This window comes from Kitasatospora papulosa (genome assembly GCF_000717245.1).
Lineage (GTDB): Bacteria > Actinomycetota > Actinomycetes > Streptomycetales > Streptomycetaceae > Streptomyces > Streptomyces papulosus.
The window spans coordinates 388,313-411,950 of record NZ_JNYQ01000002.1 but is presented as its reverse complement, the minus strand read 5'-3'; the positions used below and the strand labels follow the sequence as shown (position 1 = coordinate 411,950).

The window sequence follows — 23,638 nt, the reverse complement described above, 5'->3', positions numbered from 1 at the left end:
CCGCATCGCGCGCGGCGGCCAGCGCACTCCGTTCTCGGAACAGGCTGCCGACAAACCCCCCGACAGCGCCTAGTCCCAATCCGACTGTCACCAGGTGGCTGCGATTCACTGATCGCACGGCCCCCGCCTCCTCTGAGGTGGATCACGGTGGTGGATACGCCCTACCAGAACGCATCGTATCCACCCAGAGGTGATGGGGATACCGAGAGACGGCAAAGGGCGGGCCAGGATCCGGGTGGCTTCCCGGGTCCAGGCCCGCCCTTCGCGGCCCAGCAGAATCAGGCCTCGTCGGCTACAGCCTGCTCGTCCTCGGTACTCCGTTCCAGCACCCGTCCCTCGCCCGGAGCGAGGCTCCCGAGGATGCGGTCCAGATCCTCCATCGAGGCGAACTCGACGACGATCTTCCCCTTCTTCTGCCCGAGGTCGACCTTCACCCGCGTCTCGAACCGATCGGAGAGACGCGAAGCAAGATCAGTCAGAGCCGGCGAAACCCTACCGCCGGCTCTGGGGCCCCGGGGCTTCGCGGAACTCGTCGGTTCCGATCCGAGAAGGTTCACGATCTCCTCGACGGCGCGCACCGACAGGCCCTCGGCCACGATGCGGTGAGCCAACCGATCCTGCTCGTCGGAGTCGTCCACCGAAAGCAAGGCCCTCGCGTGGCCGGCCGAAATGACACCTGCCGCGACCCTGCGCTGCACCGGGGGTGAGAGCCTCAGCAGCCGCAGTGTGTTGGAGACCTGAGGACGGGACCTTCCGATGCGGTCCGCCAGCTGATCATGGGTGCACTTGAAGTCCTTCAACAGCTGGTCGTACGCCGCCGCCTCCTCCAGAGGGTTCAGCTGCGCCCGGTGCAGATTCTCGAGAAGGGCGTCGAGAAGCAGCTTCTCGTCATCCGTTGCGCGGACGATGGCCGGGATGCGTTCCAGACCGGCTTCGCCACACGCCCTCCAACGGCGCTCACCCATGATGAGCTCGTAGCGGTCGTCAGCGACCTTGCGCACGACGACAGGCTGGAGAAGACCGACCTCCTTGATGGAGGTAACCAACTCCGCGAGGGCGTCTTCGTCGAAGACCTCGCGCGGTTGCTTCGGGTTCGGCGTGATCGAGGCGAGGGGAACCTCAGCGAAGTACGCACCGGCGGAATCAGTCTGTTCGGCCGCGGGCTCCTTCTCCCCGACCGGTGAACTCGGTTCCGGCACCAGAGGGCCGGACGGAAGCGCCGTCAATTTCGCAGCCGCCACCCCACGCTCTGCCGTCATCGTGGGGGACGCAGCCGCCCCGTTCGTACCGGATGCGGGACCGGCGACCTGCTTCTCCTGGGGAGCTGCGGGAATCAGCGCACCGAGCCCACGCCCCAGCCCTCTACGACGCTCGCTCACTGCATGCCCTCCGAATGACTCTGCTGACTGTTCTGGACGCCCGTGTGGGCAGGCTCGACCGCCGGAGCATGCTGAGCCTCGTAGTGGATCCCCACGCCTCTCAGCGCGATCTCACGGGCCGCCTCGAGGTAGGACAGAGACCCGCTGGAGCCCGGATCGTACGTCAGGACGGTCTGCCCGTAGCTCGGCGCCTCGGAGATGCGCACCGAACGCGGAATGCTGGTCCGCAGCACCTCCTTGCCGAAGTGGGTGCGCACCTCCTCCGCGACCTGTGACGCGAGTCGAGTCCTGCCGTCGTACATGGTGAGCAGGATCGTCGACACGTGAAGGTCAGGGTTCAGATGTCCCCGCACCAGGTCGACGTTGCGAAGCAGCTGACCGAGACCCTCCAGCGCGTAGTACTCGCACTGAATCGGGATGAGTACCTCTGCTCCGGCCACGAGTGCATTGACTGTCAGCAGACCGAGCGAAGGCGGGCAGTCGATGAGGATGTAATCCAGCGGCTGGTCGTACGCCTGGATCGCCCTCTGCAGTCTGCTTTCCCGTGCGACCAGCGACACCAGCTCGATCTCCGCACCAGCGAGGTCGATCGTTGCCGGCGCGCAGAAGAGACCTTCGACATCCGGGACGGGCTGCACCACCTCGGAGAGCGGCATGCTCTCCACCAGAACGTCGTAGATCGAGGGGACCTCCGCGTGGTGGTCGATCCCCAGAGCCGTAGAGGCGTTGCCCTGCGGATCGAGGTCCACCACCAGGACGCGGGCACCATGCAGTGCGAGCGAAGCGGCGAGGTTGACCGTCGAGGTCGTCTTGCCCACCCCACCCTTCTGGTTGGCGACGACCATGACGCGCGTCCGGTCAGGCCGAGGCAGCCCCTCACCGGCGCGACCAAGGGCCTCTACCGCCAGCTGAGCCGCGCGCCCAATAGGTGTGTCGTCCATCGGTGGCGGTGTTTCACGTGAAACACCGTCCCCCAGGGACTCGGTACGGGGACCGGGGACCGGGTCGGTCATCGGTCCCGCGATGTTGGCGTCGGACCGCAAGGATTCACTCTCCTCGACTTCAGGCTCGCAATGAACAGAGCCTGCCATGCTTTCGGGGTCGTGAACCAGCGAGGCCGACTGTTCTGTGGATGAAACCGGTTCTGTGGACAACTCAGTAACCCGCACGTGCTTGCGGTCGCGCGGCGTGGCAGCCGCACGACCGCGGCCGATGATTCCCTGCAGCAGAGAGCGACGTTTCACGTGAAACACGATGCCCCTGCGGTCCAGCGGCAGGCACCCGACACTCCGCAGGCAGCGCATATGGCTGCATGCATGGAGCATCAAGGCAGATAACCATCAACAGCAGCAAAGGATCACAAGGTGCTCCGGACGGAGCCCTCGCGCAATGCCCCTCAACGGCGTCGCCGCGTGCGCCCCACCCGCGCGGCCTTGGCCCGCTTTGCGGCGAACCTCACACCTCCGGGGCTCTCTCCGACCACCACACGAACAACGGTGGACGTGGGATCAACGAGCCCCTCACCGACGTGCAGCACCTCGGTGTCCACCACTCCGAGCTTGCTCAGCGCCGCACGAGCTCCCTGGATCTCTTCCTCGGCCGTGCCCCCCTTGAGAGCCAGCATCTCGCCGTAGGGGCGAAGCAGGGGGACACCCCAGCCGGCCAGCCGGTCGAGCGGGGCGACGGCCCGGGCCGTCACCACATGAACAGGCTGCAGCGTCCCGAGCACTTCCTCGGCCCGACCGCGAACGACCGTCACATGATTCAGCCCCAGGAGCTCGACGACCTCCTGGAGAAAGTTCGTACGACGCAGCAGGGGCTCGAGCAGCGTGATCTTCAGGTCGGGGCGTACCAATGCCAGAGGAATGCCAGGAAGGCCGGCACCCGAACCCACGTCGCAGACCGTGACACCCTCGGGTACCACCTCGGAGAGCACTGCACAGTTCAGCAGGTGGCGTTCCCAGAGACGCGGCACCTCACGAGGACCGATCAGCCCGCGCTTGACGCCCGCGTCAGCGAGTAGTTCCGCGTACCTGACAGCTTCTGGGAAGAACTCACCGAATACCGCCTGCGCCTCCTTGGGCGCCTGAGGGAGCTCTGCTTCCTCCGTCACGGGGACCGTCCTTCCGTACCGCACTAGCACGCTGACTATCAGGCTGACAAAGATCGGCCCCGCCTGCGAACAGACGGGGCCGACAGTACAAGGATCCGGTCAGGCCGGGAGAACGACGACGAAGCGCTGCGGCTCCTCGCCCTCGGACTCGCTGCGCAGACCCGCTGCCGCGACCGCGTCGTGCACGACCTTGCGCTCGAACGGCGTCATCGGCTCGAGCTTCACGGACTCGCCCGAGCTCTTGACGTCATCCGCGGCCTTGGCACCCAGCGCGGCCAAGACCTCACGCTTCTTGGCACGGAAGCCGGCGATGTCCAGCATCAGGCGACTGCGGTCACCGGTCTCCCGGTGAACGGCCAGGCGCGTCAGCTCCTGAAGCGCCTCCAGCACCTCACCGTCACGGCCCACGAGCTTCTGCAGGTCACGCGCCGATTCGCTGATGATCGAGACCGCGGCCCGGTCCGCCTCCACGTCCATGTCGATGTCGCCGTCGAGGTCGGCGATGTCGAGCAGGCCTTCGAGGTAGTCAGCCGCGATCTCTCCCTCCTGTTCGAGGCGGGTCAGAGTGTCGCTGCCCTCAGCGGCCGTGGTGGTGGTGCCTTCCGTCACGGATGGACTCCTTCTTACTTCTTGGACGGGTGCTTGGGCCGCTGCGGGCCCTTGCGCTGTCCGGACTTGGCTTGGCGTGAGGAGCCGGACGCGGCGGGCTTGTCCGCCGACTTCGGCTTGTCGTCCTGCGAGGCGTCCCGCTTCTCCAGCGACGTCTTGGCTTCCGAGCCGGTGGAGCCGGAGCTTTTCGCCGTCGCGGGAGGCGTGGCAGCAGTGTGGCGCTTCGCCTTGGTCTGGCGCTTGGGCTGCTGACGCTTGGGCGCAGCACCGCCCTCGGCCTCCAGAACGGCTGCTTCGCTCTTCGTCACCGTCCCGTCCTCCTGGGCGGCGAGGCCGAGCTTGGCCAGGCCGGTGATGAACTTGCGCTCGATGTCGTTGCGGTCGGGCCCCTTGGCGACGATCCGCTTGACGGTGTTACGCCGCGTCCGTCCACGTACCTCACCGTGCGAGGTCACACTCTTCAGCACGCGGTTCAGGTACTGGTCCTGCGCCTTGCTGCCGGGAGTCGGGTTCTGGTTGATCACGTACATCTGCTGACCCATGGTCCAGACGTTGGTGGTCAGCCAGTAGACGAGGACACCGACGGGGAAGTTGATGCCCATGACCGCGAAGATCACCGGGAAGATGTACATCAGCATCTTCTGCTGCTGCATGTACGGCGTCTTCACCGTGAGGTCGACGTTCTTCGTCATCAGCTGGCGCTGCGTGAAGAACTGCGACGCGGACATCATCACGATCATGATCGCGGTGACGACACGGACATCGGTCAGGGAGGCGCCGAGAGCCGAGACCTTCTCTTCGCTGTCCATGAACTTCGCGGCCAGCGGAGCGCCGAAGATGTGTGCCTGACGGGCGCTGTCCAGCAGTGGCTGGTCGATCACGCCGATCGTCTTGCCCGAGGCGATGGCCGAGAGCACGTGATACAGGGCGAAGAAGAACGGGGACTGCGCCAGGATGGGAAGGCACGAGGAGAGCGGGTTGGTACCCGTCTCCTTGTACAGCTTCATCATCTCTTCGGACTGACGCTGCTTGTCGTTCTTGTAGCGCTCCTGGATCGCCTTCATCTTCGGCTGGAGCACCTGCATGTTCCGCGTCGACTTGATCTGCTTGACGAACAGCGGGATCAGACAGATACGGATCAGCACCACCAGGGACACGATGGACAGGCCCCAGGCCCACCCCGTGTCATCGCCGAAGAGCGCTCCGTACAGCTTGTGGAACTGGACGATGACCCACGAAACAGGCGTGGTGATAAAGCTGAACAGACTGGCAATCGTGTCCACTAATCAGGCTCCTTGAGCTTTGGGCGAGGTCTCTGTGGCCGGGCTCAGGGGTTCGGAGACCGACCCCCCGGAAGGCACATCGGCGGCGGAGTCCCCGCCCTTGCCGCCGCGCACCCAGGTGCGCAGCAGTTCGTGCCAACGCGGACGTTTGCGTGGCGGTACATAGTCCACGCCGCCGGGTGACCACGGATTGCATCGCAGGATGCGCCATGCGGTCAGCGCTGTTCCCTTGATCGCACCGTGCCGGTCGATCGCCGTATATCCGTAGTGGGAACACGACGGGTAGTAACGGCAGACAGGCCCGAGAAGCGGGCTGATCGTCCACTGGTACAGCTTGATGAGAGCCAGCAGCGGGTACTTCATCGCGCGCCCCCTCCCAGCAGCCGCTGAAGGGCGGCGTCCAGGTCTTGGGCCAGCTGTGCATGGTCGGCGTCACCCGATCCGGGTAGCGCTCGTACGACAACAAGGCTACCGGGGGGCAGCAGAGCAAGCCGATCGCGGACCAGGTGACGAAGCCTGCGCTTCACCGCCGTGCGTACGACTGCTCCACCCACTGCTTTGCTGACAACGAAACCCGCACGTGGCGGGGGAGCACTCTCCCCTGTCACGTGCGGGTCCGTAGCACCGCTGCGTAGATGCACGACGAGAAGCGGGCGTCCGGCCCGACGTCCCCGGCGTACAGCGACCGCGAAGTCCTCGCGCCGCCTCAGCCGATTCTCGGTAGGCAGCACGTCATGACCTGACCGCGATCAGGCGGACAGGTTTGCGCGACCCTTGCCACGGCGGTTCGCGAGAATCGCGCGGCCGGCACGGGTACGCATGCGCAGTCGGAAGCCATGGGTCTTGGCGCGACGACGATTGTTCGGCTGGAAGGTGCGCTTGCTCACTCGGGGGCTCCAGAAATGATTCGTGTGTTGGCGGGACATCGCCTGGCTGTCACCGTGCGCCCACGAGGAACTCGCGTAAACGCCTTAGTGCACCGCTTCACAATCACAGATCGTGATGTTTGCCCATCGGAGGCAGGCGGCAGCAGCCATCGACAACTCGACCTGGTCACGGTACGCGCGGCTACGCCATCCGGTCAAACCGGCTCCACAGCGCCCCCTGCTGTACACAGCCTGTGGACAACAACTTGAACCGCGCGGGTCGGCCTGACTACCGTGGCTGAACTCCGGTTCTTTTCCTTCCTGCCTGCCGGGCCTCACCCGACCCGACCCATCCCGTCCCGAGAAGCACACATTCGTGGGACATGCGAGAGAGCGTGCCTTGTGGCTGATGTACCTGCCGATCTTGCCGCAGTGTGGCCGCGAGTGCTGGAACAACTCCTCGGGGAGGGCCAGCAGGGCATCGAGCCGAAGGACAAGCAGTGGATCGAACGCTGCCAGCCGCTGGCACTCGTCGCCGACACCGCGCTGCTGGCCGTACCCAACGAGTGGGGCAAGCGCGTCCTGGAGGGCCGGCTCGCACCTCTGATCAGCGAGACCCTCACCCGTGAGTGCGGGCGCCCGATCAGGATCGCGATCACCGTCGACGATTCGGCGGGCGAGCCGCCTGCCCCGCCGGCGCCCCCGATGCACCAGCCCCGCCAGGGGCAGCAGGCCCACCGGTACCAGGGACCGCAGCACGACGAGCCCTCGCGCAACGACGGATACGACAACTACGGCCCCCGGCCCTCCGACGACGGCATGCCGACGGCCCGCCCCGCCTACCCCGACTACCAGCAGCACCGCCCTGAGCCCGGAGCCTGGCCCCGTGCCCAGGAGGACCTCTCCTGGCAGCCCAGGCACGGCGGGTACCAGGAACGTGATCCCTACGCGAGCCCGCGTCCGCAGCAGCCGCAGCACGACTACCGTCCGCAGCCGCCCGAACACCAGGGCTACGAGCCGCAGCGGGACAGCCGTGACCGCCACGATCTGCAGGACCAGCAGCCCCAGCACCGCCAGGGCGGCCCCGGCACCGGGAGGGCCGGCGGCGGACCCATGGGCAACCAGTCCGCGCCGGGGGAGCCGCACGCCCGGCTGAACCCGAAGTACCTCTTCGACACCTTCGTCATCGGCGCCTCCAACCGCTTCGCGCACGCGGCGGCGGTCGCCGTCGCCGAGGCTCCCGCGAAGGCGTACAACCCCCTCTTCATCTATGGGGAGTCAGGACTGGGCAAGACCCATCTCCTGCACGCCATCGGCCACTACGCGCGGAGCCTCTACCCCGGCACCCGGGTGCGGTACGTGAGCTCCGAGGAGTTCACCAACGAGTTCATCAACTCGATCCGCGACGGAAAGGGCGACACCTTCCGCAAGCGGTACCGCGACGTGGACATCCTCCTGGTCGACGACATCCAGTTCCTGGCGAGCAAGGAGTCGACGCAGGAGGAGTTCTTCCACACCTTCAACACGCTCCACAACGCCAACAAGCAGATCGTGCTGTCCTCGGACCGTCCGCCCAAGCAGCTGGTGACGCTCGAGGACCGGCTGCGCAACCGGTTCGAATGGGGCCTCACCACGGACGTGCAGCCGCCCGAACTGGAGACGCGTATCGCGATCCTCCGGAAGAAGGCGGTCCAGGAGCAGCTCAACGCCCCGCCGGAGGTGCTCGAGTTCATCGCCTCACGGATCTCGCGCAACATCCGTGAGCTGGAGGGCGCGCTCATCCGTGTGACGGCGTTCGCGAGCCTGAACCGGCAGCCCGTGGATCTCGGCCTGACCGAGATCGTGCTCAAGGACCTGATCCCCGGCGGCGAGGACTCCGCTCCCGAGATCACCGCGCCGGCCATCATGGCGGCGACCGCCGACTACTTCGGGCTGACGGTCGAGGATCTCTGCGGATCCTCCCGCAGCCGTGTCCTGGTGACGGCGCGCCAGATCGCCATGTACCTCTGCCGCGAGCTGACGGATCTCTCCCTGCCCAAGATCGGTGCCCAGTTCGGCGGGCGCGACCACACCACGGTGATGCACGCCGACCGGAAGATCCGCGCGCTGATGGCGGAGAGGCGTTCCATCTACAACCAGGTCACCGAGCTCACCAACCGCATCAAGAACGGCTGACGCCCGGCGTCGGCAGAACGCGCCCAGGGCGCCTCATGAGGACCGTACGAGGTCCTCATGAGGCGCCCTTCTTCATGGCCGAAGCCGTAAGCCGACGTAACCCGCGCCGGCGGCTGCCCGTGGACGGCCGGCGCAAAGGCCCGCGGCGGCACGCCACGCTCGCCCGGCACGTCACCGGAGCCGCTTGTCCTGGAGCGCTCCTGAGCCTTCCGGACGCGCTTCCGCGGCTGCGGCCGGCCGTCTCCGAGGGTCTTCAGGCACGCTCTCCCACTCCGGCCGACGGCTCGCGAGACCGCTCGATCCATGTGGAGTGTTCGAATACAGGGCTCTGACGAGGGCTTCTCCACAGAAGAAGCCGGAATCCGGCATCCACAGCCTGGGGACTGTGAAGTTGTCCAGATTGCGTCCACAGGGCCTGCTGTCGATACTCCATCAGGCCAGGTCACATGGTTGGGGATTTGTGGTCAACGATGATCCACAGCCTGTGGACAGAATCTTCGTCCACAGGTGCTCGACGATGTTGTCCACCGGCGGCCCACAGGCACGCCGTCGTTGTCCCCAGCTTCTCCACACCCCTGTCCACTGTTCGGCAACCCGACACCGCCTTTCACTGCCGAGAGTGAAAGGCGTCACACCGGGAGGGCGGATTGAGCTGTGGGGAACGGGGGTAAAGCTGGGGACAGCCCTGGGGAGAAGTCACCCCGCCCTGTGCATCGGGTGTGCAGAACTTTCGCGTGTCCACAGAACCGCGTGGTTGTCCACCGGTGCCACCCACAGGGGCAGTGGACAAAAAACCGATGTTGACCTGCGCAAACGACGTTATCCACGGTTTCCACAGGGCCTACTACTACTACCACTCAGAGTTAGCCAGGAATCAGCTTCGAAGCAGGGCCTGTGCACAACTCGAGCGGCGACCTCGGCACGCCTCCCGGCGCGACTTGACCCCGAGCAGCAACGAGTGTCGGTCCCGTACGTCAGACTGGACCCCGGCGGTCTCCCCCAGCCCTTCGGCAGGGAGCCCCGTTCAGACGACGAAGGCCAGCAGGGCGAGCGAGCAACAGCAGGAGGCGGTTCCGGTGAAGATCCGGGTGGAGCGCGATGTACTCGCGGAGGCGGTGGCCTGGGTGGCCCGCAGCCTCCCGGCCCGTCCGCCGGCGCCCGTTCTCGCGGGCCTTCTCCTGAAGGCTGAGGACGGAGCCCTCAGCTTCTCGAGCTTCGACTACGAGGTCTCGGCCAAGGTCTCGGTGGACGCCGAGATCGAGGAGGACGGGACGGTCCTCGTCTCCGGCCGCCTGCTGGCCGACATCTGCCGCGCCCTGCCGAACCGGCCGGTGGAGATTTCCACAGACGGTGTACGGGCCACGGTGGTCTGTGGCTCCTCGCGGTTCACACTCCACACCCTTCCTGTGGAGGAGTACCCGGCGCTGCCCCAGATGCCGACGGCCACCGGCACCGTTCCCGGTGAGGTCTTCGCCTCCGCCGCGGCACAGGTCGCCATCGCGGCCGGGCGTGACGACACCCTGCCCGTCCTGACCGGCGTCCGGATCGAGATCGAGGGCGACACCGTCACCCTCGCGTCGACCGACCGCTACCGCTTCGCCGTGCGTGAGTTCCTGTGGAAGCCCGAGAACCCTGAGGCCTCGGCCGTCGCTCTGGTGCCCGCCAAGACCCTCCTGGACACGGCCAAGGCACTGACCAGCGGCGACACGGTGACGCTGGCGCTCTCCGGCTCGGGTGCGGGCGAGGGCCTCATCGGGTTCGAGGGCGCCGGACGCCGGACGACCACGCGACTGCTCGAGGGTGACCTCCCGAAGTACCGGACGCTCTTCCCGACCGAGTTCAACTCGGTCGCGGTCATCGAGACCGCCCCGTTCGTCGAGGCCGTCAAGCGCGTGGCCCTCGTCGCCGAGCGGAACACCCCGGTGCGGCTCAGCTTCGAGCAGGGCGTGCTGATCCTCGAGGCCGGATCCAGCGACGACGCACAGGCTGTGGAGCGTGTGGACGCCGTGCTCGACGGCGACGACATCTCGATCGCCTTCAACCCGACCTTCCTGCTGGACGGGCTCAGCGCGATCGACTCCCCGGTCGCTCAGCTCTCCTTCACGACGTCGACCAAGCCCGCGCTGCTCAGCGGCCGGCCCGCTGTCGACGCCGAGGCGGACGACGCGTACAAGTACCTGATCATGCCGGTCCGCCTCTCCGGCTGATCCCGGCGTGTTCCCTGTCATGGCAGTTTCCGGCGGGCAGGCTCAGCGCCGAGCGGGCTCACCGTGCTGCACCCCGCCGTGCTGCCCGGCCCGGGCGTAGGCTCGGTCCTGGGTACACATCGGCACAACGCTTAAGGAATCTCTGATGGAGCTCGGTCTCGTCGGCCTCGGCAAGATGGGCGGCAACATGCGCGAGCGCATCCGCCGCGCAGGGCACACGGTCATCGGTTACGACCGCAACCCGGACGTCGCCGATGTCCACAGCCTCGAAGAGCTTGTGGGCAAGCTCAAGGGCCCGCGCGTCGTGTGGGTGATGGTCCCGGCGGGTGCCGCGACGCAGTCGACCATCGACGAGCTGGCCGATCTGCTGTCCCCGGGTGACGTCGTCGTGGACGGCGGCAACTCCCGCTGGACCGACGACGAGAAGCACGCCGTGGAGCTGGGCATCAAGGACATCGGCTTCGTCGACTGCGGCGTCTCCGGCGGTGTCTGGGGCCTGGAGAACGGCTACGCGCTGATGTACGGCGGCACCGAGGAGAACGTCGCCAAGGTCCAGCCGATCTTCGACGCCCTCAAGCCCGAAGGTGACTTCGGTTCCGTCCACGCGGGCAAGGTCGGTGCCGGCCACTTCGCCAAGATGGTCCACAACGGCATCGAGTACGCGATGATGCAGGCCTACGCCGAGGGCTGGGAGCTCCTGGAGAAGGTCGACTCCGTCACCGACGTGCGCGAGGTCTTCCGTTCCTGGCAGGAGGGCACGGTCATCCGTTCCTGGCTGCTCGACCTGGCGGTCAACGCGCTCGACGACGACGAGCACCTCGACCAGCTCCGTGGCTTCGCCGCTGACTCCGGCGAGGGCCGGTGGACGGTCGAGGCCGCCATCGACAACGCCGTGCCGCTGCCCGCGATCACCGCGTCCCTGTTCGCGCGCTTCGCGTCGAGGCAGGACGACTCGCCGCAGATGAAGATGATCGCCGCGCTGCGCAACCAGTTCGGCGGCCACGCGGTCGAGAACAAGAAGTAGGACCGCACGAGAGCGGGGCCGTGGGCAGCAGCCTGCCCGCGGCACAGCTGAACACAGCAGAGCAAGCAGTCGGAAGGGTCGGCGACCATGCACGTCACGCATCTCTCGCTGGCCGACTTCCGTTCGTACGCCCGGGTCGAGGTCCCTCTCGACCCGGGCGTCACCGCGTTCGTGGGGGCCAACGGCCAGGGCAAGACCAACCTCGTGGAGGCGGTCGGCTATCTCGCGACCCTCGGCAGCCATCGGGTGTCGTCCGACGCCCCCCTGGTGCGGATGGGTGCGGAGCGTGCCGTCGTACGGGCCGCGGTCACCCAGGGCGAGCGGTCGCAGCTGATCGAGCTGGAGCTCAATCCGGGGCGCGCGAATCGGGCCCGTATCAACAGGTCGTCGCAGGTCCGGCCGCGTGATGTCCTGGGGATCGTGCGGACGGTGCTCTTCGCACCGGAGGACCTGGCGCTCGTGAAGGGGGATCCGGGGGAGCGCCGTCGCTTTCTCGACGAGCTGATCACGGCACGCTCCCCCCGCATGGCGGGTGTCCGCTCCGACTACGAGCGGGTGCTGAAGCAGCGCAACACCCTGCTCAAGTCCGCCGCCATGGCCCGTCGGCACGGCGGCCGCTCGATGGACCTGTCCACACTCGACGTCTGGGACCAGCACCTGGGCCGGGTGGGGGCGGAGCTGCTCGCGCAGCGGCTGGATCTCATCGCGACCCTGCAGCCGCTGGCGGACAAGGCGTACGCGGACGTCGCCCCCGGCGGCGGGCCCGTGACGCTGGAGTACCGCAGTTCGGTCGGTGACGAGGTGGAGCCGGCGCGCACCCGCGAGGAGCTGTACGAGCAGGTGATGGCGGCCCTGGTCCAGGCGCGTAAGCAGGAGATCGAGCGAGGGGTGACCCTGGTCGGTCCGCACCGTGACGACCTGGTGCTGGGTCTGCGCGGGATGCCGGCGAAGGGCTACGCGAGCCACGGCGAGTCCTGGTCGTACGCCCTGGCGTTGCGGCTGGCCTCGTACGATCTGCTGCGCACGGAGGGCAACGAACCGGTTCTGGTGCTCGACGACGTCTTCGCCGAGCTGGACGCCCGCCGCCGTGAGCGGCTGGCGGAGCTGGTGGCCCCCGGTGAGCAGGTACTGGTGACGGCGGCTGTGGACGACGACGTTCCGGGCGTGCTCGCCGGAGCGCGGTACGCGGTCTCCGCCGGGGCGGTGGAGCGGCTGTGAGCGGCCAGGACGATCAGGGTGGTGCCCCGCGGGGCCCGGCGAAGCAGCCGGAGGTCTCGGGCGTGGATCTGGCACGCGTGGCGCTGCGAGCCGCCAAGGAGCAGGCCCGTGCCCGGGGCGCGGCCGCGCAGCAGAAGAACCAGGCCAGACGTGGGGGCGGTCTGCGGTCGGGCGCCCGGTCCGACGGCCGCGATCCGCTGGCCCTGGGCTCGGCCATCAACCGGCTGATCACGGAGCGGGGCTGGGAGACGCCTGCGGCGGTCGGCGGTGTGATGGGCCGCTGGCCGCAGATCGTCGGTGACGACCTGGCCAACCACTGCGTGCCCGTGCGGTACGACGAGGATCCGGCCGAGCGGGTTCTGACGGTGCAGTGCGACTCGACGGCGTGGGCGACGCAGCTCCGACTGCTCGCGCCGCAACTGGTGGCCCGTCTGAACACGGACCTGGGACACGGCACCGTGCGGATGATCAAGGTTCTCGGCCCGGGGGGCCCGCAGCGCAGGTTCGGTCCTCTCCGCACTCCGGGGAGCAGAGGTCCCGGCGACACCTACGGCTGAGCAGGGCTTTCCCGGATCCACGGCCTCCATGGCCCCGGCGGGACGAGGACGTCCGCACGGCGGCTCACCCGCTTCTGTCCCGATTCGCCGACCGCGCAGGGATTCCGGTCTGTACGACTATGTGCCGCTTTGTGGTGTGCATGAAAAGTGAAGCGTCCCTCACCGTAGCGGGAGGTTGACAGCCCGAAGCGCACAAAGCCCTCGTGAGCCCTCCGGGGCCCCTGTTTGAATATGGGGAGTCGTCAGCCGCTCATTCAGGGCGGCACATGCGTACTCAGGCACCGGCAAACCCCCATTCATGTCAGCGCTACCGGTAGACTGGTGGACAATCCCGCTTCCTCGCGGGAGTCGTCGATACAAGCCGAACGACGCAGCCGCTCCCGCCTGCCGGAGAACGGCCTGTGCTGTGCCAGAAAGGGCGCTTCGTGGCCGATTCCGGCAACCCCAACGAGAACATCCCGTCCACAGCCGGTGAGCCCGGCGAGGTCACCGCCTCGTACGACGCCAGCGCGATCACCGTGCTCGAAGGCCTGGACGCGGTCCGCAAGCGCCCCGGCATGTACATCGGGTCGACCGGTGAGCGCGGTCTCCACCACCTCGTGCAAGAGGTTGTCGACAACTCGGTCGACGAGGCGATGGCCGGGCACGCGGACACCATCGACGTCACGATCTTCGCCGACGGCGGGGTGCGCGTGGTCGACAACGGCCGTGGCATCCCGGTCGGCATCGTGCCGTCCGAGGGCAAGCCGGCCGTCGAGGTCGTGCTCACCGTCCTGCACGCCGGTGGCAAGTTCGGCGGCGGCGGTTACGCCGTCTCCGGCGGTCTGCACGGCGTCGGTGTGTCCGTCGTCAACGCCCTGTCCACGCGCGTCTCCGTCGAGGTCAAGACGGACGGCTACCGCTGGACCCAGGACTACAAGCTCGGCGTCCCGACCGCCCCGCTGGCCCGTCACGAGGCCACGGAGGAGACGGGGACCAGCGTCACCTTCTGGGCGGACGGCGACGTCTTCGAGACCACCGACTACTCCTTCGAGACGCTCTCGCGGCGCTTCCAGGAGATGGCGTTCCTCAACAAGGGACTCACCCTCAAGCTCACCGACGAGCGTGAGGAGGCGAAGGCCACGGCGGGCGCCGACAGCGCCGAGGTGGTCGACGTCCCCGACGAGGAGTCGACCCGCACGGTCACGTACCACTACGAGAACGGCATCGTCGACTTCGTCAAGTACCTCAACTCCCGCAAGGGAGAGCTCATTCACCAGTCGGTGATCGACATCGAGGCCGAGGACAAGGACCGGCTCCTCTCGGCCGAGATCGCCATGCAGTGGAACACGCAGTACACCGAGGGTGTCTACTCCTTCGCCAACGCGATCCACACGCACGAGGGCGGTACGCACGAGGAAGGCTTCCGTGCGGCGCTGACCTCGCTGGTCAACCGGTACGCGCGCGACAAGAAGCTGCTGCGCGAGAAGGACGACAACCTCACCGGTGAGGACGTCCGCGAGGGTCTGACGGCGATCATCTCGGTGAAGCTGGGCGAGCCGCAGTTCGAGGGCCAGACGAAGACCAAGCTGGGCAACACCGAGGCGAAGACCTTCGTCCAGAAGGTCGTCCACGAGCAGCTGACGGACTGGTTCGACCGGAACCCGAACGAGGCCGCCGACATCATCCGTAAGGGCATCGCTGCCTCCACGGCCCGTGTCGCGGCCCGCAAGGCGCGTGACCTCACCCGGCGCAAGGGGCTCCTGGAGAGCGCCTCGCTGCCCGGCAAGCTGAGCGACTGCCAGTCCAACGACCCGACGAAGTGCGAGATCTTCATCGTCGAGGGTGACTCCGCCGGTGGTTCGGCGAAGTCCGGCCGTAACCCGATGTACCAGGCGATCCTGCCCATCCGCGGCAAGATCCTGAACGTCGAGAAGGCCCGGATCGACAAGATCCTGCAGAACACCGAGGTGCAGGCGCTGATCTCGGCCTTCGGCACGGGGGTCCACGAGGACTTCGACATCGAGAAGCTCCGCTATCACAAGATCATCCTGATGGCGGACGCCGACGTCGACGGTCAGCACATCAACACCCTGTTGCTCACCTTCCTCTTCCGCTTCATGAGGCCGCTGGTGGAGCAGGGCAACGTCTACCTCTCGCGCCCGCCGCTCTACAAGATCAAGTGGGGCCGGGACGACTTCGAGTACGCGTACTCGGACCGGGAGCGGGACGCCCTCGTGGCGCTCGGCAAGCAGAACGGCAAGCGGATCAAGGAAGACTCGATCCAGCGCTTCAAGGGCCTCGGCGAGATGAACGCCGAGGAGCTGCGCGTCACCACGATGGACGTCGACCACCGTGTGCTGGGCCAGGTCACGCTGGACGACGCGGCGCAGGCCGACGACCTGTTCTCGGTGCTGATGGGCGAGGACGTCGAGGCGCGCCGCTCGTTCATCCAGCGTAACGCCAAGGACGTCCGCTTCCTCGACATCTGAGTCGGCCGTACAAGCAAGCCGCAGTGCGAAAGGACTTTGACCAGCAATGGCCGACGAGAACACCCCTGTGATGCCCGAAGAGGAGCCCACCGTCCCGGGCGTGGGCATGCGTGTCGAGCCCGTGGGGCTCGAGACGGAGATGCAGCGCTCCTACCTCGACTACGCGATGTCCGTCATCGTGTCGCGTGCGCTGCCCGACGTACGGGACGGCCTCAAGCCGGTCCACCGCCGGGTGCTGTACGCGATGTACGACGGCGGATACCGCCCCGAGAAGGGGTTCTACAAGTGCGCCCGCGTCGTCGGTGACGTCATGGGCACGTACCACCCGCACGGCGACTCCTCCATCTACGACGCCCTGGTGCGCCTCGCGCAGCCCTGGTCGCTGCGGATGCCGCTGGTGGACTCCAACGGCAACTTCGGTTCCCCGGGCAACGACCCGGCCGCCGCCATGCGGTACACCGAGTGCAAGATGATGCCGCTGTCCATGGAGATGGTCCGGGACATCGACGAGGAGACCGTCGACTTCCAGGACAACTACGACGGGCGCAACCAGGAGCCGACGGTCCTGCCGGCGCGCATCCCGAACCTCCTGGTCAACGGCTCCGCCGGCATCGCGGTCGGCATGGCGACCAACATCCCGCCGCACAACCTGCGCGAGGTCGCCGCAGGGGCCCAGTGGTACCTGGAGAACCCCGAGGCCTCGCACGAGGAGCTGCTCGACGCGCTGATCGAGCGCATCAAGGGCCCCGACTTCCCCACCGGCGCACTGGTCGTGGGCCGCAAGGGCATCGAGGAGGCGTACCGCACCGGACGCGGCTCCATCACGATGCGGGCGGTCGTCGCGGTCGAGGAGATCCAGGGCCGCCAGTGCCTGGTCGTCACCGAGCTGCCGTTCCAGACGAACCCCGACAACCTGGCGCAGAAGATCGCCGACCTGGTCAAGGACGGCAAGGTCGGCGGGATCGCGGACGTCCGGGACGAGACGTCCTCGCGCACGGGCCAGCGCCTGGTCGTCGTGCTGAAGCGTGACGCGGTCGCCAAGGTCGTGCTGAACAACCTCTACAAGCACACCGATCTGCAGTCGAACTTCGGCGCGAACATGCTGGCGCTCGTCGACGGGGTGCCGCGCACGCTGTCGATCGACGCCTTCATCCGTCACTGGGTGACGCACCAGATCGAGGTCATCGTCCGGCGCACGCGGTTTAGGCTGCGCAAGGCCGAGGAGCGGGCCCACATCCTGCGCGGCCTGCTCAAGGCGCTGAACGCGATCGAAGAGGTCATCGCCCTCATCCGTCGCAGCAACACCGTGGAGATCGCGCGTGAGGGCCTGATGGGCCTTCTGGAGATCGACGAGATCCAGGCGAACGCGATCCTGGAGATGCAGCTGCGCCGCCTGGCCGCGCTGGAGCACCAGAAGATCACCGCCGAGCACGACGAACTCCAGGCGAAGATCAACGAGTACAACGAGATCCTGGCCTCCCCCGAGAAGCAGCGTCAGATCGTCAGCGAGGAACTGGCCGCCATCGTCGACAAGTTCGGCGACGACCGGCGCTCCAAGCTGGTGCCCTTCGACGGCGACATGTCCATCGAGGACCTCATCGCCGAGGAGGACATCGTCGTCACGATCTCCCGCGGCGGCTACGTCAAGCGCACCAAGACGGACGACTACCGTTCGCAGAAGCGCGGCGGCAAGGGCGTGCGTGGCACGAAGCTCCGGGAAGACGACATCGTCGACCACTTCTTCGTGTCGACGACGCACCACTGGCTGCTGTTCTTCACCAACAAGGGCCGGGTCTACCGGGCCAAGGCGTACGAGCTGCCGGACGCCGGCCGGGACGCGCGTGGCCAGCACGTCGCGAACCTCCTGGCGTTCCAGCCGGACGAGCAGATCGCACAGATCCTGGCGATCCGCGACTACGAGGCCGCGCCCTACCTGGTCCTGGCGACCAAGGGCGGCCTGGTCAAGAAGACCTCGCTGAAGGACTACGACTCGCCCCGTTCCGGCGGCGTCATCGCGATCAACCTCCGGGAGACGGAGAGCGGCGCGGACGACGAGCTGATCGGCGCGGAACTGGTGTCGGCCGAGGACGATCTGCTGCTCATCAGCAAGAAGGCCCAGTCGATCAGGTTCACCGCGACCGACGACGCGCTGCGCCCGATGGGCCGCGCCACCTCGGGCGTGAAGGGCATGAGTTTCCGCGAGGGCGACGAACTGCTCTCGATGAATGTTGTCCGGCCCGGTACGTTCGTGTTCACTGCCACCGACGGTGGTTACGCGAAGCGCACCGCCGTCGACGAGTACCGCGTCCAGGGTCGTGGTGGTCTCGGCATCAAGGCCGCCAAGATCGTCGAGGACCGCGGTTCCCTCGTCGGTGCGCTGGTGGTGGAGGAAGCGGACGAGATCCTCGCCATCACGCTCGGCGGCGGTGTGATTCGTACGCGAGTCAATGAAGTCAGGGAGACGGGCCGTGACACCATGGGCGTCCAACTGATCAATCTGGGCAAGCGGGATGCCGTCGTCGGCATCGCGCGCAACGCCGAGGCCGGTCGTGAGGCCGAAGAGGTCGACGGGACCGATGAGGCCGAAGGCGCCACGGGCGAGGCTCATGCCGAGACCGTGGTCGAGGGCACAGTCGAGGGCACGGCGCCTTCGGCCGGGGAGCACGAGGAGTAGAGCGTGAGTGGAGCCACGGGCGCAGGTTCGGCCGCTTCCGGGGGAGGCGCGAACGGCGCCCGTGGCCCTGCCACGGACTCCCAAGGGGGAACTGTGACGGACACTCGGGGACCTCAGTACGAGGGGTACGCGACCGGGCCTCTGCCCGGTGAGCGGGAGCCCGCTTCGGGCCAGGCGGGGCCCTACCACCCGCCGCAGGCGTACGCGTCCCCTGCGGGCGGTACGCAGGGCGGAGGCACACAGGGCGGTGCGCAGGGCGCCACAGGCGGCGGGCAGGCGACGCGGCTGCCCCGCACGGGGGCGCGGACGACTCCGCGTACCCGTAAGGCGCGTCTGCGGGTCGCGAAGGCCGATCCGTGGTCGGTGATGAAGGTCAGCTTCCTGCTCTCCATCGCCCTCGGTATCTGCACGGTGGTCGCCGCCGCCGTCCTGTGGATGGTGATGGACGCGATGGGCGTCTTCTCCACCGTGGGCGGCACGATCAGCGAGGCCACCGGCTCGAACGAGAGCAACGGCTTCGATCTGCAGTCGTTCCTGTCGCTGCCGCGCGTGCTCATCTTCACCTCGGTCATCGCGGTGATCGATGTGGTGCTGGCCACCGCGCTGGCGACGCTGGGCGCCTTCATCTACAACCTGTCGGCCGGCTTCGTGGGTGGCGTGGAGCTCACGCTCGCCGAGGACGAGTAGGGCGCCGGGTATCGATTTTGGGACTGGCCCCGACGTGCGCTAATCTTCAGAAGTCAGCGCAACAGCGCGGCGGGGCTATAGCTCAGTTGGTTAGAGCGCATCCCTGATAAGGATGAGGCCACAGGTTCAAATCCTGTTAGCCCCACCAGCGAGAAGGCCCCCACCGGAAACGGTGGGGGCCTTCTGCGTATGCGGGCGCGAGCGGGACGTGGCGTCGAGGCGCGGGCCGGTGTGAGCGCCGTCACGGCTGCTTGTCCGGCTACCGGCCACCTGGCCACCGACCGCTGAACCGCCTGGTGTGCGGGGTGCGAGTGGCGGCGGTGCCGTGGCACCTCCGCGTTCGCGTCTCGGCGACCGCCTGTGCGGGGGCATGGAAAAGGCCCCCGCCGGTGTGAACCGGACCAGGGGCCTGGGTGGCGTTCTCGGTGCCCTCAGGGCGGCAGCGGGGCCGAGTCCCCGGCAGGTGAGGCGCTGTGGCCGGAGCGGGTGCTGTCCGTCGCGTGCGTGGCGTCCGTGGAGTCGGCCGACAACTGGCGGGTGGCGGGCGAGGAGCCGTGGGCCTCGGCGCGGATGCGCTGCTTCATCGTGGGTGGCAGCGCCCTGTCACGCGGGAGGGTCCATCGCACCGACTGCGTGGGCGCGGTTGCCGGGTTCGCAGCCGTGTGCTCGTGGCTCGTGACCGCGGGTTCCGCGGCCGTGGCCTGGGCCGTGGCGAGACCCAGCGACGCGAGGATCGCGAAGAAGGCGGTGACGAAGGCGGTCCAGATGCTCTTGACCTTGAAGGCGCTCATGGCCCCTCGCTTTCAGGTGGTCCGGTTTGCTTACCTTTCCGATGATGTGGATCCGGTCCACGGAAACCGGGACCGACGCCCCCGGTTCGCCGATCTTCCGATGAACACCACTCGTATGGTTCAACCGGTTCGAAAAGCTGCCCAGCGCTGCGACAGAGGGCTCCGAGAAGGGCTCGAAGCGGGTGGCGGCCGGGTTCCGGGGAGGTCACCGAACGGTATCGGCCGGTGTGTATAGTCGGGCGGCAGAAGTCCCTTACGTCAAGGAAAGACGAGGTCGCGCGGTGAAGAAGCTTCTCCTGGTCGCACTGGCCGCCATCGGCGGGCTCCTCGTGTACCGCCAGATCCAGGCGGATCGCGCCGAGCAGGATCTGTGGACGGAGGCGACCGACTCCGTGCCCGCAGGTTCAGGTGTGTGAGACGGAACAGTCTGCTAGAAGCCCCGGCCGCCGAGCGGCCGGGGCTTTCTGCTGTCCGGAACTCAACGGTGCCTCTCCGGTCCATTTGTTCACTAAAGTGAATGAATTGCTTGCATAAGCGAATTGGGAGAGCTCTCATGTCCCGGCCCCCGGCCCCCCGGGCCCGGTGTCGGCGGGCGGCCGGGTCTCGCACGGGTGGGCGCGGAGGCACGGCGACGGGACGGGGGCCACAGACAGCGGTGGTGCGGGCGGGGCAGGATGGTCGAACATCACGGCCGCCGGCCGCAGCGGGCGCCGTGATCGTCCCGGTCGTCGGGTCCCCGCTGAGACGCGGGCGGCGCGGGGCAGCACGTATACGACGAGGGGGAGCGCGTGAACAGGCAGCGCAGCAGGGGCCGGGCCACACTCGCGACGATCGCGGCGGTATGCGCGGTGGCGGCGATGCCGGGCCAGGGGCACGCGGCCGACGGCCCCACGGAGTACACCTTCGACCCTGCGGCGGTGGCGGTCCAGGGCGCGGAGACGAACGCCGACGCGACGGAGCTGAAAGCCGGTTCGGTCTACCGGAGTTCGATCGGGCCGGGGCAGAAGCTCTACTACCGCCTGGAACTCGACGACGCGACCGATGCGTACGTCTCCGCCGTGGCCGTGCCGAAGGCGGGCGGGAAGGTCGCCTACGGAGACGGCATCACGATCAGCATCAGGGACCTGGACGACACCCGGTGCAGTTCCGAGGACGCGGCCTTCGAGTCGGCGGAGTTCCCCCGCCCGATCGCCGCGTACGCACACCGGACGGTGGAGAAGGACAGCACCACCTGTGCGGCGAGCGGCACCTACAACGTCCTGATCGAGCGGGAGAGCAAGGCGACTTCGTCTTCCGAGCCCTGGGAACTCGAACTGCGCCATGAGCAGGAGCCGGCGCTGAAGGACGGCGGATCGCTGCCGACCGAAGCTCCGGAGGACTGGCCCTCCGCCTCGCCCGTGCCGCCCGTCGGCAGGCAGGAGCGGACCGGTGGCAGTGGCTTCTACGACGCCACCAGCCTGGAGTCCGGTGAATGGGCGGACTCCGTGGCCCCCGGGCAGACCCGCTTCTACCGGGTGCCCGTGGACTGGGGCCAGCAGATCTTCGCCACGGCCGCGCTGAGCAACAGCGGCACGTCGACGGAGTACCTGGGCAACGCCTTGGCCCTGGCCCTGGACAACCCGGCACACGGCCATGTGGACGACGCGACGCTGTCGTACTCCGGGGCGCCCAACTCGGTTGCCCTGGACCCGCTGCCCCCGGTGGCGTACGAGAACCGCTACGACGCGGGGGCGGACGTCAGCGCCATGCGATTCGCCGGCTGGTACTACCTCTCGGTGACGCTCTCACCCGACGTTGCCGAGCACTACGGGGACGACCCCATCGGGCTGACGCTCAGGGTCAAGGTCGTCAACGACCGCAAGCCGTCGCCCTACCGGGGGGACGCCGGGATCTTCGGGGTCACGGACGACGACAGGGACATGGCCAAGAGCGGTCTGAGTGCGCCCGAGGCCGGTGCGAGCGGCACGATGAAGCTGGTGGCGGCTGCCGGCATCGGCGCGGGCTCAGTCCTGGTTCTGGGGCTGGGGGCGTGGACGCTGCTGGCCAGGCGCCGAGCCGTACCCGTTGCCGCGCAGCCCGGGGCCGACGGCCGGCCGACTCCCGGAAGTCCCCCGCAGGGCCGCTAGGGCGGCTCAGGCCTGGGTGAGCGCCCAGATGCCCACCGCGAAACAGATCAGTGCCACCACGAGCACCGGAACCGCCACCTTCGGAGATGGTCCCGGTCGCCTCACGGGTGTCGGCTGAAGCACCGCACTTCCGGGATCCTGCAGGTGCCCGGCGGTGTAGGCGCGGGTGGGCGGCGCACCGTACGGCACGGCGGCCGTGGTGGCGTGGGCGAGATCCTGGGCGACGTGAGGCGCCCCGGCGTGAGCTGGAAGCGGCCCGGGGGCCTGCGGCTGTGCCGGCTGCGGAAGAGGAGCAGGGTGCGCGGGGGGCGGTGCCAGATGGAAACTGCCCGTCTCCGACATCGACGGGGTTGGTACGTACGGCTGTTGACCCGCTGCTCCCTGTGGTGCGTACGGCTGTCGGCCGGGTCCCTGAGGCGCGTACGGCGTCTGTGACGGTTGTGGGGAGGGTGACGTGCCCCCGACGTCCTGTGCGGGCGCCTGCGGCCCGTCGGCGGGCGTTTCCGGCCCGTCGGGACCGAAGCCGGCGGGCAGGGGGCCGATCTGGTCGAACACCTCCACCTGCTCGTCGTCCGGGCCGGCGTCCGGCAGCATCTCGACCGCGGCGGTCAGCGCCTTACGAGCGCCGGTGGCCGTACGGAAACGGGCGTGCGGGTCCGGCTGCAGCAGACCGGCGAGCACCTGCCACAAGGGCTCCGGTACTCCCTGGGGTGCTCCGGGGGTGCCGTGCGCGGCGAAGTACTCGATCAGCGCCTTGGCGTCCGGCTTCCGGCCCTGGAGAAGGTAGAGCGCGACCAGGCCCACGGCGAACAGATCGGCGGGGAAGTCGGGCTCCGCGCCCATCATCTGCTCCGGTGCGAAGTAACCGGGCGTTCCCACCACGTAGTTGGTCTCCGTCAGCCGCGGCTCGCCCTTGCGCATCGCGATGCCGAAGTCCGAGAGCCGCAGATGCGGACGTCCCGTACCGGTGGCCTCCATCAGGATGTTGGCCGGCTTGATGTCGCGGTGCACGACCCCCTCGGCGTGCACCGTGGACAGTCCGGACAGCAGCTGATCGAGCAGAAGACAGACGAAGCGAGGGGGCAGCGGGCCGTAGTCCCCGATGACATGTGCCAGCGAACCGCCGCTGACCAGGTCCATGGTGAACAGGACCTTGTCGTCGTCCGCGGCCCAGCTGGCCGGCGCGAGCACATGCGGATGTTCGATGCGCAGCGCCTGTTCACGGACGAAACGCAGCAGCGTGTGCGCGTCGCTCTGCTGCAGGACCTTGGCCGCCACATACCGGCGGCGCCGATGGTCCCACGCGCGCCAGACCGCCCCGACCCCACCACGTCCGATCGGATCGACCAGCTCGTACCGACCAGCGAAGACCTCACCCATTGCGCTGCGCCCGCTCCCGTCCCGTTGAGGTTCGTGCCCCGGCTGCCGGGATACTGCCACGGATCCGTCGGCCCGGGG

20 protein-coding genes and 1 tRNA gene are annotated in these 23,638 nt (G+C 67.9%); 11 read left to right on the top strand and 10 right to left on the bottom strand.

The window, feature by feature from the left end:
- Positions 1 to 278: 278 nt before the first annotated feature.
- The 8 genes from IA22_RS0107330 to rpmH all read right to left on the bottom strand — a co-directional run bounded on the left by IA22_RS0107330 (position 279) and on the right by rpmH (position 6,271).
- Positions 279 to 1,379, bottom strand: coding sequence for a ParB/RepB/Spo0J family partition protein (locus IA22_RS0107330; protein ID WP_078640073.1), 1,101 nt, complete (start codon positions 1,377 to 1,379; stop codon positions 279 to 281).
- Complete coding sequence (locus IA22_RS0107325; RefSeq protein ID WP_078468314.1) at positions 1,376 to 2,470, bottom strand: ParA family protein; 1,095 nt, start codon at positions 2,468 to 2,470, stop codon at positions 1,376 to 1,378. Before IA22_RS0107325 ends, IA22_RS0107330 begins: the two co-directional genes overlap by 4 nt.
- 305 nt (positions 2,471 to 2,775) lie before the next feature.
- Complete coding sequence (gene rsmG, locus IA22_RS0107320) at positions 2,776 to 3,492, bottom strand: 16S rRNA (guanine(527)-N(7))-methyltransferase RsmG (RefSeq protein WP_014155218.1); 717 nt, start codon at positions 3,490 to 3,492, stop codon at positions 2,776 to 2,778.
- 99 nt (positions 3,493 to 3,591) lie between these two features.
- Positions 3,592 to 4,101 carry a Jag family protein gene (locus tag IA22_RS0107315; protein WP_014155219.1) on the bottom strand — a complete coding sequence of 170 codons (510 nt, stop codon included), beginning with the start codon at positions 4,099 to 4,101 and terminating at the stop codon, positions 3,592 to 3,594.
- A gap of 14 nt (positions 4,102 to 4,115) precedes the next feature.
- The gene (gene yidC / locus IA22_RS0107310) at positions 4,116 to 5,384 is read right to left on the bottom strand and encodes a membrane protein insertase YidC (protein ID WP_015577908.1); all 1,269 of its coding nucleotides are present in this window, start codon (positions 5,382 to 5,384) and stop codon (positions 4,116 to 4,118) included.
- Between the two features lie 3 nt (positions 5,385 to 5,387).
- Positions 5,388 to 5,747, bottom strand: a complete 360-nt coding sequence (yidD, locus tag IA22_RS35110) for a membrane protein insertion efficiency factor YidD (protein WP_014155221.1) — start codon at positions 5,745 to 5,747, stop codon at positions 5,388 to 5,390.
- Positions 5,744 to 6,115 (bottom strand): ribonuclease P protein component, encoded by a 372-nt coding sequence (gene rnpA, locus IA22_RS35105; protein ID WP_014155222.1) that lies wholly within the window; start codon positions 6,113 to 6,115, stop codon positions 5,744 to 5,746. Before rnpA ends, yidD begins: the two co-directional genes overlap by 4 nt.
- Positions 6,116 to 6,133: 18 nt before the next feature.
- Positions 6,134 to 6,271, bottom strand: coding sequence for a 50S ribosomal protein L34 (rpmH, locus tag IA22_RS35100; RefSeq protein ID WP_014047156.1), 138 nt, complete (start codon positions 6,269 to 6,271; stop codon positions 6,134 to 6,136).
- Positions 6,272 to 6,652: 381 nt separating this feature from the next.
- Here rpmH and dnaA point away from each other — a divergent pair, with 381 nt between their 5' ends.
- From dnaA to IA22_RS0107265, 9 genes are all read left to right on the top strand, one after another.
- Positions 6,653 to 8,425 (top strand): chromosomal replication initiator protein DnaA, encoded by a 1,773-nt coding sequence (gene dnaA / locus IA22_RS0107305; protein WP_081889769.1) that lies wholly within the window; start codon positions 6,653 to 6,655, stop codon positions 8,423 to 8,425.
- A gap of 1,076 nt (positions 8,426 to 9,501) precedes the next feature.
- Positions 9,502 to 10,632, top strand: a complete 1,131-nt coding sequence (gene dnaN, locus IA22_RS0107300; RefSeq protein ID WP_014155224.1) for a DNA polymerase III subunit beta — start codon at positions 9,502 to 9,504, stop codon at positions 10,630 to 10,632.
- Between the two features lie 145 nt (positions 10,633 to 10,777).
- Entirely contained in the window at positions 10,778 to 11,656 is an 879-nt protein-coding gene (gnd, locus tag IA22_RS0107295) for a phosphogluconate dehydrogenase (NAD(+)-dependent, decarboxylating) (protein WP_014155225.1), read from the top strand.
- An 87-nt stretch (positions 11,657 to 11,743) separates the two neighbouring features.
- Complete coding sequence (gene recF / locus IA22_RS0107290) at positions 11,744 to 12,874, top strand: DNA replication/repair protein RecF (RefSeq protein ID WP_014155226.1); 1,131 nt, start codon at positions 11,744 to 11,746, stop codon at positions 12,872 to 12,874.
- Positions 12,871 to 13,431, top strand: a complete 561-nt coding sequence (locus IA22_RS0107285) for a DciA family protein (RefSeq protein ID WP_015577903.1) — start codon at positions 12,871 to 12,873, stop codon at positions 13,429 to 13,431. The genes recF and IA22_RS0107285 overlap by 4 nt, the downstream gene beginning before the upstream one ends.
- Positions 13,432 to 13,832: 401 nt before the next feature.
- Entirely contained in the window at positions 13,833 to 15,902 is a 2,070-nt protein-coding gene (gyrB, locus tag IA22_RS0107280) for a DNA topoisomerase (ATP-hydrolyzing) subunit B (RefSeq protein ID WP_014155228.1), read from the top strand.
- A 46-nt stretch (positions 15,903 to 15,948) separates the two neighbouring features.
- Entirely contained in the window at positions 15,949 to 18,576 is a 2,628-nt protein-coding gene (gene gyrA, locus IA22_RS0107275) for a DNA gyrase subunit A (protein WP_014155229.1), read from the top strand.
- A 93-nt stretch (positions 18,577 to 18,669) separates the two neighbouring features.
- Positions 18,670 to 19,263 (top strand): DUF3566 domain-containing protein, encoded by a 594-nt coding sequence (locus IA22_RS0107270; protein ID WP_014155230.1) that lies wholly within the window; start codon positions 18,670 to 18,672, stop codon positions 19,261 to 19,263.
- Positions 19,264 to 19,334: 71 nt separating this feature from the next.
- Positions 19,335 to 19,411: transfer RNA gene (locus IA22_RS0107265), tRNA-Ile, on the top strand.
- 283 nt (positions 19,412 to 19,694) lie between these two features.
- Here the strand turns inward: IA22_RS0107265 and IA22_RS0107260 are convergent.
- Positions 19,695 to 20,054 carry a DUF6344 domain-containing protein gene (locus IA22_RS0107260; RefSeq protein WP_014155231.1) on the bottom strand — a complete coding sequence of 120 codons (360 nt, stop codon included), beginning with the start codon at positions 20,052 to 20,054 and terminating at the stop codon, positions 19,695 to 19,697.
- 281 nt (positions 20,055 to 20,335) lie between these two features.
- On the opposite strand from IA22_RS0107260, the gene IA22_RS37315 reads away from it, so the two are divergent.
- Both IA22_RS37315 and IA22_RS0107250 read left to right on the top strand, forming a co-directional pair.
- Entirely contained in the window at positions 20,336 to 20,470 is a 135-nt protein-coding gene (locus tag IA22_RS37315; protein WP_003958712.1) for a DLW-39 family protein, read from the top strand.
- A 372-nt stretch (positions 20,471 to 20,842) separates the two neighbouring features.
- Positions 20,843 to 22,180, top strand: a complete 1,338-nt coding sequence (locus IA22_RS0107250; RefSeq protein WP_030123061.1) for a hypothetical protein — start codon at positions 20,843 to 20,845, stop codon at positions 22,178 to 22,180.
- Between the two features lie 6 nt (positions 22,181 to 22,186).
- On the opposite strand, the gene IA22_RS0107245 is transcribed toward IA22_RS0107250, so the two are convergent.
- Entirely contained in the window at positions 22,187 to 23,560 is a 1,374-nt protein-coding gene (locus tag IA22_RS0107245; RefSeq protein ID WP_015577900.1) for a serine/threonine protein kinase, read from the bottom strand.
- Positions 23,561 to 23,638: the final 78 nt, after the last annotated feature.